The organism is Halobacteriovorax sp. GFR8 (genome assembly GCF_050955245.1).
Classification (GTDB): Bacteria; Bdellovibrionota; Bacteriovoracia; order Bacteriovoracales; family Bacteriovoracaceae; genus Halobacteriovorax_A.
Genome location: NZ_JBPBLR010000002.1, coordinates 1,970,562 through 1,986,800, shown reverse-complemented (window position 1 = coordinate 1,986,800; position 16,239 = coordinate 1,970,562). Strand labels below are relative to the sequence as shown.

Genomic DNA, 16,239 nt, shown 5'->3' with positions numbered 1-16,239 from the left:
AGAAAGATGTATAAGAGTTTAATTTTAACTGTTGATGAATTATGGCTTAAAGGTAAGAATAGAAAATCTTACTATAAGAAACTGCAAACAAATCTAAGTCGAATCTTTAGTAAGTATCATCATACATCTTGGAAATTAAAAAATAATCAACAACGCCTAGTGGCCGAGAGTGAAGAAGAGTTTAGTGAAGAGTTAATTCACAGACTAACTTCAGTTGCGGGGCTAAGTTCAGTCACTCCTATGAGATCATGTCCATTAGATCTTGATTACGTTTGTGAGCTCGCTGTTAAAGAGTTAAGCCAGTTAACTAACGTTAAGACTTTTAAAGTTCAAACTAAGAGAGCTCTTAAACAATTTCCAAAAAACAGTGATGAAATTAATCGTTATATTGCAACGGCAATTCTAAAGAGTACAGATCTTAAAGTTGATGTAAGAAATCCTGACCTTATGGTTGATGTTAAGGTTATGAATGAAGAGATCTATTTATCATGGGAAAAGATTCCATGTATTGGTGGACTTCCTGTTGGAACGAGTGGCCATGCAGTAACACTTCTTTCAGGTGGTATTGACTCACCAGTTGCTAGTTATCTGATGGCAAGAAGAGGAGTGAGGCAGTCCTTTGCATTCTTCTATGCTTACCCATATGTTGGCGAAGAAGTTAAAGAGAAAATTTTAGAGCTTGGAAAAATTCTTTCTAAGTTTCAAGATAGCTTTAAATTATATGTTCTTCCATATGGTGATATTCAAAATTATATCGCTAAGAACTGTAAAGAAGATTACCGCACGTTATTTTTTAGAAAGTATATGATGGACACTTCTGCATATCTTGCAAGAAGGGCCAAGGCCAGTGCATTAATTATGGGTGATGCTCTAGCGCAAGTATCTAGCCAGACTCTTCAGAATATGAGTGTACTTGATCGTTCTTGTCCGATGCTTGTGATGAGACCTCTTATTGGAATGAATAAATTAGATATCATCACTGAGGCCAAAAAAATTGATACTTTTGAAACTTCTATTATCCCACACGATGATGCCTGTTCGATGTTTGCACCAAAGCATCCGGTTATTAAGGCCGACACAAAGTATTTTATGGAGTTTTGTGAAGAGCATGATCTTTCGCAATTGATTAAGGAATGCGTGAATAATGCTGAAGTATATCAGTATGATATTCAGGGCAACTTTGAGAAGAAAGAAAAAAGAAATAGTGAGCAGGAGTAGTGTTTTTTGTGCATTGCAAGTAATTTCTTCCTGAATAATTAATCTTTGATTAATGTTAAAGAGGCTTTAAAATATAATTTAGGAACTACCTAATATTATTAGAATTGGAGCTTCAATGCACAAGAAATTTCGAAAGTCGTTGGGACTATTTTTAGGTCTCATTCTTTTATCAACGCCATTTGTCTTAAGAGCTGAAAATGGAATTTTTAGCATCAATAAAGATCAAGTTTTAGGAAACTTATTAATCGAAGTACTCGAAAAACTTCACTATAAGAAACTAAAAGTTAATGATGATCTTTCCAAGAATGCATTCAAAGAATTTGTTCAAAAAGTCGATTATTCAAAGCAGTTCTTATATGAGAATGACGTTAAGGAGCTTAAAAAGTACGAATCTTTAATGGATGATGAAATGCGATCGGGGAATTATAAACTTGTCCTTGATGCAATGAAGATTAAAACTCAAAGAATTCAAGAAGCGGATGCTCTGAGAAAGAAAATGTTTAAAGAGAAGTTTAATTTCTACGGAAATGAAGTTGTTGAGCTTGATCCAGAAAAGAGACACTTTGCTAAGAATAAGAGTGAGTTTGAAAAGAACTGGCGTCTAACTTATAAGCAATCTGTAATGGCCCGTTATATCTCGATGAAGGAAGATCAAGAAGATCTGAAGAACCCTAAAAAGAATAATAAGAAAAAGAATGGGAAAAAAGATAAGAAGAAACTTAGCTCTGAAAAAATCCTAACAGAAAAGGAAATCGTTGCTAAGGCACATGAAGCGATTGATAAGAAGTATCGTTTATATTTCGAAAGACTTCTTAAAGATACTAGAGAAGACTATATGGAACTTTTCTATAATTCAGTTGGTGCTGTATTTGATCCGCACACAGCTTACCTTGCTCCAAAAAGAAAAGAAGATTTCGATATCGATATGTCTGGTCAACTAGAAGGTATTGGTGCCGTTTTATCTGAAGACGAGGGCTATATCAAAGTTGTTGAAATCGTTCCTGGTGGAGCTGCATGGAGACAAAAAGAACTTGAAGTTGATGACTTAATTCTTGCTGTAAGTGAAGGGAGTTCTGAGAAAGAGCCTGTTGATCTTGTTGGGATGAGAGTTGATGATGCCGTTAGATATATTCGTGGTAAAAAAGGAACTGTTGTAAAGCTTCATGTTAAGAAGGCCGATGGTTCAAGAAAGACAATTGGAATTACAAGAGATGTTGTTAAGATTGGTGCTTCATTTGCAAAGTCATCTGTTCTTGAACTTAAGGGTGTAAAAGGGAAGTTTGGTTATATCAACGTTCCAAAGTTTTACCGTGAATTTAATGGAACAATTAACTGTACTGATGATGTTAGAGCAGAACTTAAAAGACTAAAAAAGCAAAAAGTAAATGGTGTTATCCTCGATCTTAGAAATAATGGTGGTGGTGCATTAACTGATGCACAACTTATGTCTGGACTTTTCATTAAGGAAGGGCCAATTGTTCAAACTAGAAATTATTTGAATCAAGTAGAGACTTTAGCTGATACTGATCCAGGTATTGAATATAGTGGTCCACTAATTGTTATGGTAAACCGTTATTCAGCATCTGCTTCAGAAATTTTAGCTGCGGCAATGCAAGACTATAAAAGAGCTGTTATCGTTGGTGGAGCAGTTACTCACGGTAAGGGAACTGTTCAAGTTGTTTATAGCCTAGATCAAGGTTTAAATAAAATGATGGGACAAGAATTTGGGGCGCTAAAGCTTACAATCCAAAAGTTCTACCGAGTAAATGGTGGTTCAACTCAGTACAAAGGTGTAACTCCTGATATCGTAATCCCTGATCCAATGTCTTATGCTGAAAACCGTGAACAAGACCTAACTTACTCTCTTAAGTGGGATCAAATTAAGCCTAAGGAATACCAGAAATGGCCGGGGAAACAATACAATATGAAAAAGCTTATCAAAGCTTCTAAAAAACGTGTTGCTAAAGATGAGCGTATGAAGAAGATTGAAGAGAGTGTTGCATACCTGAAGAAGAGACGTAAAGAAACTGAACTTAAGCTCAATATTGATTCTTGGATGAAAGAGGAAGAAGCAAATAAGAAGAAGCTTGAAGATCTTAAACTAGATCAAGAAAATAAGAATTTAATTGTTACTCACTTTGAAGAATCATTAAAGTCACATGAAACTGTTAAAAAAGGTGAAGATAAGCAGTGGAAAGAAGACTTTAAACAACGCAAAGAAGAGTGGGTATCTTCACTACGTAAAGATGCAGGTTTAGAAGAGGCAATCTATATTATGCGTGATATGATTGCTCAGCAAGCTAAGAAATAATAAGGATTAAAAATGGACTTAAATAAATTAATTGATAATTCAGATATTGATCGTGTGATGACAGTTCTTGAAGAAATGGATGATGAACAATTATCAGTTGAGTTACTTAGAAAATTTAATGATAGTACTAAAGCGCTAGGTGAGTTACTTATGAATAAGGATCCTAACTTGGATCACGCTCATTGGAAAACTCAATGCGACGATGCTAAAAAACTTGTCGATAAAGTCGTAACAGAAATACTGTCACATCAAAAATAATTTTTTAAGGTAAAAAAGAGTAAAAGTTTCAACTTTTTTATATATTTAAAATTAAGTAAGGCCAAGTCATAAGTACTTGGCCTTTTACTTTTTATTTTCTGAAAATTGTTCCCCTTAATAAAAAGAGAAAAATGGCGAATAATAAATACCATGTAAGTCTTTTCTTACTATCCTCACATCAAGTTAGTCTAATTCACGTTAGACGGATTGGCCCTGGCCCCCACCAGGGCCTTTTCTATTCTTGAGGCACCATTTGAAATTTCTACTTTGTAAGCATTAGTTTTCTCATAAAGTCACTTGCACTGCGAACCTCTTTAGCAGCATCTTCTTCTGTAATATAATCACCTTCAAGAAGATTTAGAATTGCTTGATCAAAGCTTTGGCAAGGAATATCTGCTGAGTTTGTTCCACCGTTTTCAATAATAGGAATAATACGATCTAGTGGCTCATCACCACGGATACATTCTTTTACACCTGGACCTGTTACCATGATCTCTTGTGCAACACGAACTCCATTGGATGATTTCTTTGAACGAATCATGCGCTGTGAAATTGTAGCATAGAGTGAGTCCGCAAGACGCTTTCTCGCATCCGCTTGCTCATCTCCTGGAAACATTGAAATAATACGACTAATAGTCGAAATGGCATCAGTTGTATGAATTGTTGCTAGGACTAAGTGTCCTGTTTCCGCTGCCTTTAGAGCAATTTCAATTGATTTCTGGTCTCTAAGTTCTCCCAGTAAAATTATATCTGGGTCTTGTCTTAGAGCAAACTTAAGAGCGTCTTCAAAATTATCTGTATCAACTCCAAGCTCTCTTTGAGTAATACGAGATTTCTTTTGTTCGTGGATAAATTCAATTGGGTCTTCAATCGTAATGATATGTTTTGCACGGCGCTCATTGATATAATTAATCATGCTGGCAAGGGTCGTTGATTTTCCAGATCCTGTTGCCCCTGTCACTAGAATAAGTCCACGTTTTGCACGAATAACTTGCTTAAGAGAATCACTTAAACCTAGCTGTCTATAGCTTGGAATATCTTTTTTAATGACTCGAAATACAAGACCGTTCTTATTATTAAATTTAAAATAATTAAATCTCAGTCGGCACTTATCTTCAAAATCAAATGAGCCATCGAGGTCTTTAATTGCCTCAAGTTCTTGTTGTTCTTTATCACCGATAAGTAGACGTAGAATATCGTAGATACTTTCCTGCGTGAGTAGTTTATTTGATTTAACAGCGACCATATCGCCGCTAATTCTAAAGCAAGGGGTTTCCCCCGCCCTTATGTGTATGTCACTGGCATTATTATCAATTGCGACATTGATTAGTGACTTGAAATGAGTATACTCAAACGCCATTTATATCTTCCTTCATCGTATAGTTAAACACTTGTCGGAAGACCGTGCGAAAAAGTTTAGTATTATGTATTTTTAATACCTTACTTAGCGTATCTCTTTCGCATTTCCCACAGAAGGTTACTGATATATGGCCTTCTTGACTCCTTCGTTGTTAGCATCAGAAGTTTTGTAATCTTAAGATTCTTAGGATCTGAGTAGAGGAGAATTAGCATTTCGCGAATAAAATTTGTAGAAAGAGTGATGTAATTATCTGTTCCAACTCCAAGCTTGACTCCCTTTTTCTCCCACCATGAAAATGGATGGTCTTTGAAGTCTGGAAAGACTCCAGTTAACTTAAGGTTTGAAGAAGGAAGTGCTACTAGTGAAACACTCTTTTGAATAATACGATTTAGAATATCGTGTTGGTAGTGCTCGACTTCACGTGCGTTGTGAAACTTTGTCTTTAAGAATAAAGTAACTTCTTCTGCTGTTAAAGGCTCTCCTTTAAAGAGCTTCTTTTTTACTCCAATAGCATATGATTCCCAATCCATCTCTTCCAGCTCATGGCCTTCTGTTGACTTCTTATCAATAGCTTGGTGTTTAGCATTCACTTCTATTATTCTTTGAAATAGACGATGATAGTAATAATTAGGATTGATCCCAAGGCTTAAGCCGTGTTCTAGGGTGTCGATATGCCAAATATTCATCGCATTATCGACTGATTGGATTCCTTTTTTTAGTGTAAGCCAAGTTTCCCCGTGGTGAGAGCGAATCTTAAGACCTCTGTACTGAAGTTTACGTAGGCCACTTTTAAGTTCTTTGAAGTGTGCCTTACGGTAAAGGGCCTTCTCATCTCCAACAGTATCAATTTCAACGAGATTCTCTTTTAAGTATGGATACTTTTCTAGGATTTCTAGAAGGGCATCAACTTGGTGTTCAAAGTGCTCTTTCTTAGTTTCAAAGTTTGTATCATCAAAGAAGTTTAATTCCTTTCTAAATGAAGGGGAGAGGATGAACTTAAAGCTTGGTACTTCCTTTTCAAACTTTTTAAAGCCTTCATAGAGCCCTAGGACAACATCTTCTTCCGTCACTTCTCCAATTCCTGGGATTTGTTCAGCATCCATTTTTGAAGCACGAGAAAGAGTAAACTTTAGCCTAATACTTCCGACATTATAATTTTCGTATAATTCTTTTGCCATATGGTAGGCTGCATCTTGATGGGCCTTCTTTGAAGTAAGAATAAGTTTTGCTAAAAAAAGAATGCGAAGGTAGGTTGCAAATTGTTCACCTTCTTTTAGGCGAATAAGGTTATCCACATCCTCAACACAAGTGATCGGAAGTGCATCTTCACCGTATACTTCGGCAATTCTCTTTTCATAAATTTTCTTGTTCTTTCCACTTAGTAGCTTCTTGAGCCTTGGATAAATAAATTCTGCATTAAGGGAGCCTGTTAAGTGGATATGTTCTTCATAGTACGGAATTGGAAACTTTTGAAAGAAGTTAAAAACTGCATCTGAGACAGGGTGATTTAGGAGAGTTTCAATATCAACTTCGTCAATTTGAAAAGAAGATAGTAATTTCATAAATTCAAGAATTGGCTTTTCTAGAAGTTGATTATCGCGAATACTAGGAGAGTGAACGAGCAGTTCAAGAGTGTCATTTAAAGAGATACCATTTGTCTCACTGACAGTTCTTATTAACTCGCATTCGATATTATTTATGATTTGTTCTTTTCTTTTTTGCATCTTCTAATTCTCTCTAACTAAATTATTTGGTTTTATTGTAGATATTTTGTAACTTATTAAAATTTTCATTTAATCGATCATTAATGATCTTTGATTTAAATTTTGTACTCCACTTATCAGGGTGGTATGTTTGCACTAATTTCTTATATTTCTTTTTTCGGTCACTTTCTTCATTAAGTGAACTGAATTCGTCACTTAACTTACTTTCATCAATAGGTAAAATTGCGAAGATTTCATCATATGAAGTATTGATCTTCTTAGTAATACTTTCAAATAAAGCTTCATTTCTTTTTGGTAATGAGATTTTCTCATTATTTATAAAACTCTCAATTGTTTCCACGTGATTTGTGGACTTTGTGGAATAGGTAATAAGGAAGGTTAGGATATTCTTTTCATAGCGCTTATGTTCAATACGATCTAGATTTTGAAATAAAAACATCGTTGTTGCATAAGAGATAAAAGCTTCTTTAGTTAGTTTCAAGTGATTGATCCTACTAAGCTTCAATAACTCATCCTTAGAGAAGAATTGCTTTATAAAAGGATTAATTAGCGCATTTAACTCTTCTTTATCGAATTTATAATCTTTACGTAATCGATTTAAAACCTCTTCTCCTTCTTTAAAGTCACCCCATTGAAGTGAAGAAAGAAGACCTTGAAAGAATTTTAAATCTTCATCCGTAGCAAACATTTGCTTCTCTTCAAAGTAAGATAATAAAGTTCGTTGACCACCTTTAGTTGACTTAGACAATTGGGAATCTGTTGATGATGAACTTCCAGAGACAGACATTCTCTCAATTTTTCTTCTAACCATTTCATCAAACTCTTCTTTGGAGTGTGACTTATTAGTTTTCTTGTGAGGGTTAAAAATTCCATCAAAGAATTCTTTGAAAAGAGGCGCAAGCATGTAGGCCAAGACAATGGCAATAAATGCTAGTGTGATATTTGAAATTATTTTTGGTAACATAATTTAGTCTTTTTAATAATTATTTTAACGCTTTAAGGCATAATATGGAATGGGCAATAGATACACGACTAGTTAACTTGAATAAACCTTGGAAAATTTCCGGTGCTGAAGTTTTGGCCAAGGAGATTATCTATGTAACACTCAAGAACGGTGATTACAAAGGTTATGGAGAGATAAGCTACGGCTCAAAAGAAGATATTAGCGTTGAAGATTTAAAGTTAGAACTTGAGCGATTTGCATCAGATTATGAATCGGCAGGGATTGTTCAATATAATGAATTAACTCAGTATCTTGATCAATATGATTTTCATGTTCCTCGTCTAAGGCTAGGTGTTGAAACAGCATTCCTTGATTATCTCGTTAGGGCAACAGAGCTAAGTCCTTGGAAAATTCTTGGAACGAATACAGTTAAGAGTGTTGAATCTCTTGACTCATTTCCTGTCTTTGACTCTTTGGAAGAGGGAAGAAAGCTTCTTGCTGAAGCCGATACTAATGGTGTTATAAAGCTTAAGATTACTCACGAAACCTTTCCCGTTCAAGTCGAATTGATTAACGAATCAAATCGTGTATTTGTTCTTGATGCTAATGAGTCCTATGCAAATAATCTCAATTTATTACTTGAGCATTTGGCCCTGATTAAGGATGAGAATGTTCTCTTTATTGAACAGCCACTTTATCGTAATGAATTCGATTTATATAAAGAATTAAAAGAAAAATCACCAATTGACGTCTTTCTCGATGAAGGCATAGAAGATCATAGATTCCTCGATCCGTTTAAAGACCTTTGTCATGGTGTCGTACTAAAAACATCTAAGGCAAATGGGCTTATGAAGACCTTTGCGCAACTGCAGCAGGCCAAGAAGCTTGGATTAAAAACAATGCTTGGTTGTATGGTTGAATCAACAGTAGGGATCGCGTCACTTTTTAATATCGCATACGGTTTTGATTATTTTGATTTTGATGGTTTTACAAAGTTAAAAGATAATTCAGAACCTCACGTTATTTGGGAAAAAGGAAAAGTGATTTTGTCTAATATGAATTAAATTCCCCCCCTCGAAAAATTGTGGTGTTCATTTAAAATAGTAAGATATGTAAATTGGTAGAATTACAGTAAACCTGTATGGAAGCTTTTTGGGAGCCCAATGAAAAAAATCAATATCTTATTACCTTTATTTATTCTTGTATCATGTGCAAATGTTAAGCCTACTTATGTTGGTGAAGCACCCGGACAAAATCCAAAAGTAATCGTAAAGGAAGTCGTAAAGTATAAATCAAAAGATGTCGGAAGCGTAAAGGCCTATACCATTAATAATATGGATAAGCTTGAGCTTCACTATCATCAAAAGCACTTCGACTTTTGGGTAAAGTATTTCACTGAAAAAGAAAGGGATCTCTTTCTACGTTATGTTAATAATGGTGCTCGCTACCGTAATGTAATTGAGAAGATTATGCGTTCTCATGGTATACCTGAGGATTTATTCTTCGTGGGCCTAATTGAATCGGGTTATAACACTTTTATTAAGTCTAAGGCCGCAGCAGTAGGCCCATGGCAGTTTATCAAGGCGACAGGTAAGAGATATAAGCTAAGAGTTGATAGTTATGTTGATGAAAGAACTCATATCATCAAATCAACAGAGGCAGCCGCTCAGTACTTTAAAGATCTTTATAATATCTTTGGTTCTTGGGAACTTGCTCTTGTAGCGTATAACAAAGGTGAGTATGGAATTATTAGAGCTATCAGAAAAGGTAAGACTCGTGATTATATGAAGCTTGTGTCTCGTAAGCTGATTCCTACAGAAACAATTTACTATGTTCCAAAAGTTGCTGCTGTTCGTGAGATCTATAACAATGCAGCAAAGTATGGGATGAAAATCACTGAATCAAAAGATAGTCCATTTGAGAAAGTTAAGCAGCTAAATGTCAGAGGATCTTTTGACTTATATAAGTTAGCACGTGCTCAAGGTGTCGATGTAAAGACGTTAAAAGTTCTAAACCCTGACTTAAAAAGAAAGTGGGTAAAGGTAAATAGAAGACACGCTCAAAGTATTTTTCTACCATCTAAAGACTTCACAGACTATGCGTCTTTAGCAGAATACGAAACTCGTAAGTATATTAAAGTTGCAAACTCATCAAATGGTAAGAAATCTAACGGTGTCTATAGAGTAAGACGTGGTGATAATCTATCTATTATTGCAAATCGTCTTGGTGTAAGAGTAACTGACCTAAAGAGAATTAATGGTATTAGAGGATCAAAGATTCTTGTGGGACAGAGACTAAAGTATAATACTAAGGGTGATATCGTTACTCATAAGGTTAGAAGAGGGGATAATCTTTCTGATATAGCACGTAAGTATGGTGTAAGCGTTTCAAAAATTAAGTCTTTAAATAATTTACGATCAAGTCGTATTTTCATTGGTCAAAGATTAAAGATTTCGACAACTAGAGTACCTTCAAGTGTTGCTTATAAGAGATACCGTGTTCGTCGCGGTGATAATTTAACGGCCATTGCAAGAAGGTTTAAAACTTCAATTGGTACGATTAAAAAAGTAAATGATATCTCAGGGTCTGCCTTATATGCAGGACAAGTCATAAAAGTTCCAAGTGAGGGATAGGCAAATAGAGGCCTTTCCCTTATACTAGTCAAATGAAAATTGGATTTGACGCAAAGAGAGCATTTCATAACTTCAGAGGTCTTGGAAACTATTCTAGAGACCTCATCGCAAGTTTAAGTCGCTACCACACACAGAACTCATATTATCTTTTTACTCCAGAATTTGATGACCCTAGGGCCATCCACTGGTTAGATCAATACGATAATTTAAATATAGTTAAGCCTAGTGATTTCTGGTCAAAGAAGTTTCCAGCTGCATGGCGATCATTTCAGGTTGCTGATGAAGCAAAGAAATTAGAAATTGATATCTTTCATGGATTATCTCATGAACTCCCTCATGGAATTGAGAAGACGGGAATTAAGACCGTTGTAACAATTCATGATCTTCTCTTTATGCGTTTTCCTGAGAACTTCAAATGGCTTGATCGTCAGGTTTATCTTCGAAAAATTAAATATGCTACAGAAGTTGCAGATGTTGTCCTAGCAATTTGTGAGCAAACGAAGAGCGATTTAATAAATTATCTTGGTTGCGACCCAAATAAGATTAAAGTTGTTTATCAAACATGTAATCCACGTTTTTATTCTCCTATAGCTGTAGAGAAACAAGTTGCAACAGTTGAGCGCTACGGAGTTAATGATAAGTTCATTCTCTATGTTGGTGCTATAGAGCCCAATAAGAATGTTTTAACGCTTGTTAAGGCTTACGCTGATATCAAGAAATCCATTAATCACAAGCTTGTTATTATTGGTAATGGTGGAAGCTACAAGAAAGAGGTTGAAAGTTATATCCATTCCAAAGGGCTTGAAGATCGAATTGTTATCTTATCTAACGTAACAAATGATGATCTACCTGCTTTTTACCAAAGAAGTGACTTATTCGTTTTTCCTTCTTTTTTTGAAGGTTTTGGTATCCCAATTATTGAGGCACTTTTTTCAAAGACTCCTGTCATCACTTCTAAGGGGTCAGTATTTCCTGAGGCCGGTGGACCAAATACGATTTATATCGATCCTAAAGATAAACACGAGATGAGTGAACAGATTGTTAATGTTCTTACGAATTCTGATCTTGCTTTTGAGATGGTAGAAGAGGGCCGTAACTTCGTTGAAAAATTTCATCGTCGTAAGACGGCCCAGAATTTAATTGATTTGTATTCTTCTATGTAAATTTATGTAAATCTACTTTTCAGTAATTAGTGAGAGGTTAGTTAAGCTGTACTTTTTTAGAACATCTAAAATACGAACTAGCCTCGAGTACTGAACTTCCTGATCAACCCTTAGGTCAATCGGTTTGTTTTTATCTTTTATTGCTGCAAGTTCTGAATCGAGTTGATCGACAGTGTACTTCTTACCAGCAATGGCAACTTCCTCTTTAGACAATTCAATTGTTAATACTTTAGAGTCTGCAGAGGCCTGTTCTCCAGATTCTGTTTTTGGTAGATTTAAAAGAAGTGCAAGCTCAGACTTCTTAAATACAGTCGAAGTCATAAAGAAAATTAAAAGTAGGAAGACGACGTCAATTAACGGAGTGATGTCCGCATTTGCTTCTTGTCTTGTTCTTTTAGTGCGGGAACTCATAGAACTTTTTCCATAATTTCTTTTTCAAGCTTTGTCTCGAGTTTATCTACTGAACCTAGTAGGTAGTTGTGACCAACAAAGTGAGGAATTGCAACAATCATTCCACCAACAGTTGTAATTAGTGCCATTGAAATACCTTGAGCAAATGATGCAGGATTAGAGAGTCCTGTTTCTGACATAACATGGAAAGCTGTAAGAACACCAACAACCGTACCAAGAAGTCCAAGAAGAGGTGAGATCGTCGCAATAATCTTAACAGTGTTTAGGCCTTTTTCAACATTCATAATGTGTCCGGCGAGATATTGCTTAGCAATTTCGATAGTCGATGAAGTATCCATGTGCTCACCATTATCTTTGATTTTCTTTTGAATATCATTTGATGTCTGTGCCGTCATTTTCATTTCCACAGAAAGAAAATAGGCTTTTGATAACATGATTGCCCATCCTACTACATTGATAAATAGTAGAATATACATAATTATTCCACCCTGTTGGATGTATTCATATAAGCGCATTGCGTCTCCTTTATTATAAAACATATTAATTTTATTATAAAAATGGGGCCATGAGAACACTAAAATATTTTGATCAGATATGCTCATATCAAACAATTTATTACTTTTAGAGAATTTTACAAAAATCTAACATAGCTCAGATAATTAATTGTGCCGGCCTGATATTATATATTCATAGAGGAACACAGGAAAATATTGGAGGTCCTATGAACTACGAATTAAGCTTTCATAACGTTGATCACTCATCTGCTTTTGAGAATTATGTTGCCAAAAAGTTAAAGGGTATTTCAAACGATTTTAGGAATGTGGGGCATATTCAGTTCGTGGCCGATAAAAAAGGTCCAGAATATGTATTCTCGGCCAATGTGAACGGTCACAAACATCAGTTCCACAAAAAAGCCAAAGGAGATAATGTATACCAAGCAGCTTCAGATGTCTTAGTTGCTTTTAAAAATTGGTATCGCGATCAAAAGATTGCTAGCTAGTTAAATAAGATACTATTATAGTCGACTACTTTAACTCTCAATTCTAACTAAACATGTGCCCAAAGTTTTTTACTAAGACGTATAAACTTTGGGCATTTTTTTCCGATAAATTTTAAGTAGTAGACTCTTTCACGGTGGAAAGAGATCTTAAAATGTAAAGGATAGTCTTCAAGGATGAGAGTAGGGACTAATGTCACATCACAGCTGGCGCAAAGGATGCTAGGTGAAGTGAACGATCACAAAACTAGTGAAGTTCGCAAGCTAGCAGGTGCAAAGCGCATTTATCAGGCCGCAATTGATCCGGCCGGTGCAGCTATATCTCTTAAGATGACAGCGCAGAATCGTTCCAATCTCCAGGCCCAACGAAATTCAAATGATAGCTTTTCAATGCTTGAAGTTGCAGATGCAACGATGGGGAGCATGCAAGACATAGCTATACGTCTAAAAGAGCTTTCGATTCAAATGGCAACTGATACCTATAATGATAGTGATCGTATCAACACGAATCGTGAATTTAAGCAGCTTGCTAGAGAGATCATTCGTATTCAAGAGAATGCAGAGTACAACGGAACAAAACTATTAAATGGTGGCCGTGATTTAGAGATGCAAATTGGAATACGTAATTCTGAAAAGAATGATCGTATTAAATATAATATTAATGATGTGATGACATCTAATCGCAAATTACTCAATCAAAATGTTCTTACAAAAGAGGGAGCAAGGTCTGCAATGGGAGCGGCCGATGCCTTAATCGATAAAATCTCACACTCTCGTGCTAAGGTTGGATCAACGATGAAAAGAGTTGAGAGTACAACTGTTAATTTACAGCATAATTATGAGAATTCAGAAGCGGCAAGATCAAAAATTGAAGATACAGATATCGCAAAGGCGACAGCGGCAAAAGCGCTCGATTCGATTAAGATGGAGTCTGCAACAGCATTCCTAGCGCAAGCTAATACTGCGCCAGGAGCAATTGCAAAGCTTATTGGCTAGTTAACTCCAAGGGCCTTCTTTACTTTTCCAAGTGTAATAGTTTCACCAAGTTTAATTAATTCACCATTTTTATTAATCACAAAATAAGCTGGAACTCCAACCATACCTTGAGACTCTAGCCATTTTCCTATGGCCTCGTCTTTACGTGTCCAGTCACCAAGAAGAAGGTCAACTTGATTCTCTGCAACCATATCTTTAAATGAGTCAGTGTTGATCACAAGTTTTTCATTTACCTTACAAGTTATACACCAGCGTGCTGTGAAGTCGATAAATGTGAGCTTCCTTTGATCAATACGCATATTCATTTCGTCCTCTGTCCACTTCGTCCAGTTAAGACCCTCTCTCTTCTTGTCTTCAATGAGAGAGTTTCCGTTTCCACCAGTATTAAGAGGAGTTGTAATGGCCGAGTATCCTAAGTATAAAACAGGCATGATGATAAGTAGTGTTGTTACTACTTTCTTCGTCATATGTTTTCTCATATAGAAAAGGAAGAAAGTAAAAACAAGGGCCGAATTAATATACATCATTGCAACAGGAGAGCCTACAAGTGCTGAGTAGACATCAAGTAGCCAGACAACTGTTAGGATAAGCGTTAGCCCTAAAATCTTCTTAACGTGATCCATCCACATTCCTGGCCTTGGAAGAAAGCGAATAAGTGCTGGAAAGATACCTGTTAGAATAAATGGAGCACTTAAACCAAATCCAATTGCCAAGAAAATCATGACGATATTTGTGCTTGATTCAGAAAAAGCAAAAGTCAGAGCTGTTCCAAGAAATGGAGCTGAACATGGTGTTGAAAGAATTGTTGCTAGGACCCCACTAATAAAGTCTCCGTAGAAAGTATTTCTAACTTCAACATTTCCAAGCTTTGTTCCTCCTGGAGTTTTAAATTCAAAAAGGCCAAAAAGATTTAGGGCCATTGTAAAGATGACAAATACCATGATGGCAACAAACATCGGTGATTGAAGCTGAAAACCCCAACCAATTTGCTCTCCAGATGCCTTTAGTCCTACAACAGTAAAGGCGAGGGCCGCAAAAGTAGCGAGAACACCTAGTGAGTAGAATAAGTTATGCTTTAAAACTTTTGAACGACTTTCATTTGAGTGCTTGATTAATCCAAATAGCTTAAGTGAAATTACAGGTAATACACAAGGCATGATATTAAGGATTAATCCTCCGATAAATGCCATTAGTAAGAAGTAAGGCAGTGAAGAAGAGCCTTCTTCATTACTTACAATTTTTGTATCTTGAATCGGTTTATCATTATTAACTTTAGTCAGACGTGAGTAGAATGTTTTGAAAGATTCTTCATTTGTTCCAAAAGAATTGATATCGAAATCAACTCGATATGTCTCCCCATTAACAGGATCATTAAAAACAAATTTAAAGGCCAGGGGCTCATTAAAACGGCCATCTGTTGGTAGGGGATATTCTGGTTCTAAGTATTCTCCATCCCAGTCCAGTTGATAAAGCCCATAGTGGTTTCCCTTGGTGTCCTTATAAAGAGCTTCTCTTTTAAAACTAATAGGGCTTGTCGTGTATGGAGTTAATACATTTTGTCCGGGACTAAGCTTTTGATTCTCTCCTGTAATATTATAGACGAGAGCTAGTCCGCCTTCATACTTTGTAAGTTGTAGGTTTAGGTATGTCGGAGTTTCTCTTAGTGTCGGAAGATTATTAAATCTTTTTTCCATTTCAGAGTTTGCAACTCGAAACTGATTATCATTTGACTTATAGATCCCGTCGTTAAAGTCACCCTTAATAATTCTTTCCTGTGGGATACAAATGTCGTGGCAAATTAAATACTTTAAATGAACTTCGAAATTTTTTGCGTTATCAAATGAATTTCCTAAATAATAAAAGTAAGTGTAGTCACCTTTATGACCAAAGGTTTGAATATCACCTTTCTCAATAAATTTATGAGGAGTTGGCCATTCTACTAAATCAAGTACGATCTTATCGCCACCTTGTCTAAACTCAACTTCAGTTGCTAGTCCTGAATCACCAGGGTTTTGCCAGTACGTATGCCAACCATCTTTGTTTCTTAAGTTGATTGTAAGGTATTTATTACTGTCCTTCTCAATTGTTGTTACCTGGGCCTTTAGTAGGTCTGAGTAATCTTCTTTATCGGCGTAGGCAAAGAGGGTGATGGCAAGGGCCAGTAGGATTTTGTACATTATTTTTTCCTTAAAATTTCTTAATTAATTTCATACCTTAGCGGTATT

14 protein-coding genes are annotated in these 16,239 nt (G+C 35.8%); 8 read left to right on the top strand and 6 right to left on the bottom strand.

Annotation, left to right across the window (positions count from 1 at the left end):
• Window positions 1–6 precede the first annotated feature (6 nt).
• The 3 genes from thiI to ACRXC1_RS09885 all read left to right on the top strand — a co-directional run bounded on the left by thiI (window position 7) and on the right by ACRXC1_RS09885 (window position 3,787).
• Window positions 7–1,218 (top strand): tRNA uracil 4-sulfurtransferase ThiI, encoded by a 1,212-nt coding sequence (thiI, locus tag ACRXC1_RS09895; protein ID WP_433658418.1) that lies wholly within the window; start codon window positions 7–9, stop codon window positions 1,216–1,218.
• Between the two features lie 115 nt (window positions 1,219–1,333).
• Window positions 1,334–3,529, top strand: a complete 2,196-nt coding sequence (locus ACRXC1_RS09890; RefSeq protein ID WP_433658416.1) for a carboxy terminal-processing peptidase — start codon at window positions 1,334–1,336, stop codon at window positions 3,527–3,529.
• Window positions 3,530–3,541: 12 nt separating this feature from the next.
• Window positions 3,542–3,787, top strand: coding sequence for a hypothetical protein (locus tag ACRXC1_RS09885; RefSeq protein WP_433658414.1), 246 nt, complete (start codon window positions 3,542–3,544; stop codon window positions 3,785–3,787).
• Between the two features lie 262 nt (window positions 3,788–4,049).
• Here the strand turns inward: ACRXC1_RS09885 and ACRXC1_RS09880 are convergent, their stop codons facing one another.
• The 3 genes from ACRXC1_RS09880 to ACRXC1_RS09870 all read right to left on the bottom strand — a co-directional run bounded on the left by ACRXC1_RS09880 (window position 4,050) and on the right by ACRXC1_RS09870 (window position 7,835).
• Complete coding sequence (locus tag ACRXC1_RS09880) at window positions 4,050–5,147, bottom strand: type IV pilus twitching motility protein PilT (RefSeq protein ID WP_392909477.1); 1,098 nt, start codon at window positions 5,145–5,147, stop codon at window positions 4,050–4,052.
• Window positions 5,148–5,227: 80 nt separating this feature from the next.
• Window positions 5,228–6,871, bottom strand: a complete 1,644-nt coding sequence (locus ACRXC1_RS09875) for a hypothetical protein (protein ID WP_433658412.1) — start codon at window positions 6,869–6,871, stop codon at window positions 5,228–5,230.
• Window positions 6,872–6,893: 22 nt separating this feature from the next.
• Window positions 6,894–7,835, bottom strand: a complete 942-nt coding sequence (locus ACRXC1_RS09870; protein WP_433658410.1) for a hypothetical protein — start codon at window positions 7,833–7,835, stop codon at window positions 6,894–6,896.
• A 44-nt stretch (window positions 7,836–7,879) separates the two neighbouring features.
• On the opposite strand from ACRXC1_RS09870, the gene ACRXC1_RS09865 reads away from it, so the two are divergent.
• The 3 genes from ACRXC1_RS09865 to ACRXC1_RS09855 all read left to right on the top strand — a co-directional run bounded on the left by ACRXC1_RS09865 (window position 7,880) and on the right by ACRXC1_RS09855 (window position 11,610).
• Window positions 7,880–8,878, top strand: coding sequence for an enolase C-terminal domain-like protein (locus ACRXC1_RS09865; RefSeq protein ID WP_433658409.1), 999 nt, complete (start codon window positions 7,880–7,882; stop codon window positions 8,876–8,878).
• A 99-nt stretch (window positions 8,879–8,977) separates the two neighbouring features.
• Window positions 8,978–10,447, top strand: coding sequence for a LysM peptidoglycan-binding domain-containing protein (locus tag ACRXC1_RS09860; RefSeq protein ID WP_433658408.1), 1,470 nt, complete (start codon window positions 8,978–8,980; stop codon window positions 10,445–10,447).
• 32 nt (window positions 10,448–10,479) lie between these two features.
• Window positions 10,480–11,610: a glycosyltransferase family 4 protein gene (locus ACRXC1_RS09855; protein WP_392909487.1), complete on the top strand. Its 1,131-nt coding sequence runs from the start codon at window positions 10,480–10,482 to the stop codon at window positions 11,608–11,610.
• 12 nt (window positions 11,611–11,622) lie between these two features.
• Here ACRXC1_RS09855 and ACRXC1_RS09850 read toward each other — a convergent pair whose 3' ends face one another.
• Window positions 11,623–12,021: an ExbD/TolR family protein gene (locus ACRXC1_RS09850; RefSeq protein ID WP_392909489.1), complete on the bottom strand. Its 399-nt coding sequence runs from the start codon at window positions 12,019–12,021 to the stop codon at window positions 11,623–11,625.
• Window positions 12,018–12,536 carry a MotA/TolQ/ExbB proton channel family protein gene (locus ACRXC1_RS09845; protein ID WP_392909491.1) on the bottom strand — a complete coding sequence of 173 codons (519 nt, stop codon included), beginning with the start codon at window positions 12,534–12,536 and terminating at the stop codon, window positions 12,018–12,020. The genes ACRXC1_RS09850 and ACRXC1_RS09845 overlap by 4 nt, the downstream gene beginning before the upstream one ends.
• Window positions 12,537–12,742: 206 nt before the next feature.
• Between ACRXC1_RS09845 and ACRXC1_RS09840 the strand changes: the two genes are divergently transcribed.
• Complete coding sequence (locus tag ACRXC1_RS09840; protein ID WP_021268133.1) at window positions 12,743–13,021, top strand: HPF/RaiA family ribosome-associated protein; 279 nt, start codon at window positions 12,743–12,745, stop codon at window positions 13,019–13,021.
• A gap of 174 nt (window positions 13,022–13,195) precedes the next feature.
• Window positions 13,196–14,014 (top strand): flagellin, encoded by an 819-nt coding sequence (locus ACRXC1_RS09835; RefSeq protein WP_392909494.1) that lies wholly within the window; start codon window positions 13,196–13,198, stop codon window positions 14,012–14,014.
• Here the strand turns inward: ACRXC1_RS09835 and ACRXC1_RS09830 are convergent.
• Window positions 14,011–16,191 (bottom strand): protein-disulfide reductase DsbD family protein, encoded by a 2,181-nt coding sequence (locus tag ACRXC1_RS09830; protein ID WP_433658405.1) that lies wholly within the window; start codon window positions 16,189–16,191, stop codon window positions 14,011–14,013. The two genes, ACRXC1_RS09835 and ACRXC1_RS09830, sit on opposite strands and share 4 nt — an antisense overlap.
• Window positions 16,192–16,239: the final 48 nt, after the last annotated feature.

What these genes read in the sequence shown, in the direction of transcription:
- ACRXC1_RS09840 (WP_021268133.1), top strand. Translation starts at nt 12,743, where the DNA reads ATGAACTACGAATTAAGCTTTCATAACGTTGATCACTCATCTGCTTTT.
- ACRXC1_RS09830 (WP_433658405.1), bottom strand. Translation starts at nt 16,191, where the DNA reads ATGTACAAAATCCTACTGGCCCTTGCCATCACCCTCTTTGCCTACGCC.
- ACRXC1_RS09845 (WP_392909491.1), bottom strand. Translation starts at nt 12,536, where the DNA reads ATGCGCTTATATGAATACATCCAACAGGGTGGAATAATTATGTATATT.
- ACRXC1_RS09885 (WP_433658414.1), top strand. Translation starts at nt 3,542, where the DNA reads ATGGACTTAAATAAATTAATTGATAATTCAGATATTGATCGTGTGATG.
- ACRXC1_RS09870 (WP_433658410.1), bottom strand. Translation starts at nt 7,835, where the DNA reads ATGTTACCAAAAATAATTTCAAATATCACACTAGCATTTATTGCCATT.
- ACRXC1_RS09865 (WP_433658409.1), top strand. Translation starts at nt 7,880, where the DNA reads ATGGAATGGGCAATAGATACACGACTAGTTAACTTGAATAAACCTTGG.
- ACRXC1_RS09890 (WP_433658416.1), top strand. Translation starts at nt 1,334, where the DNA reads ATGCACAAGAAATTTCGAAAGTCGTTGGGACTATTTTTAGGTCTCATT.
- ACRXC1_RS09875 (WP_433658412.1), bottom strand. Translation starts at nt 6,871, where the DNA reads ATGCAAAAAAGAAAAGAACAAATCATAAATAATATCGAATGCGAGTTA.
- thiI (WP_433658418.1), top strand. Translation starts at nt 7, where the DNA reads ATGTATAAGAGTTTAATTTTAACTGTTGATGAATTATGGCTTAAAGGT.
- ACRXC1_RS09850 (WP_392909489.1), bottom strand. Translation starts at nt 12,021, where the DNA reads ATGAGTTCCCGCACTAAAAGAACAAGACAAGAAGCAAATGCGGACATC.
- ACRXC1_RS09855 (WP_392909487.1), top strand. Translation starts at nt 10,480, where the DNA reads ATGAAAATTGGATTTGACGCAAAGAGAGCATTTCATAACTTCAGAGGT.
- ACRXC1_RS09880 (WP_392909477.1), bottom strand. Translation starts at nt 5,147, where the DNA reads ATGGCGTTTGAGTATACTCATTTCAAGTCACTAATCAATGTCGCAATT.
- ACRXC1_RS09835 (WP_392909494.1), top strand. Translation starts at nt 13,196, where the DNA reads ATGAGAGTAGGGACTAATGTCACATCACAGCTGGCGCAAAGGATGCTA.
- ACRXC1_RS09860 (WP_433658408.1), top strand. Translation starts at nt 8,978, where the DNA reads ATGAAAAAAATCAATATCTTATTACCTTTATTTATTCTTGTATCATGT.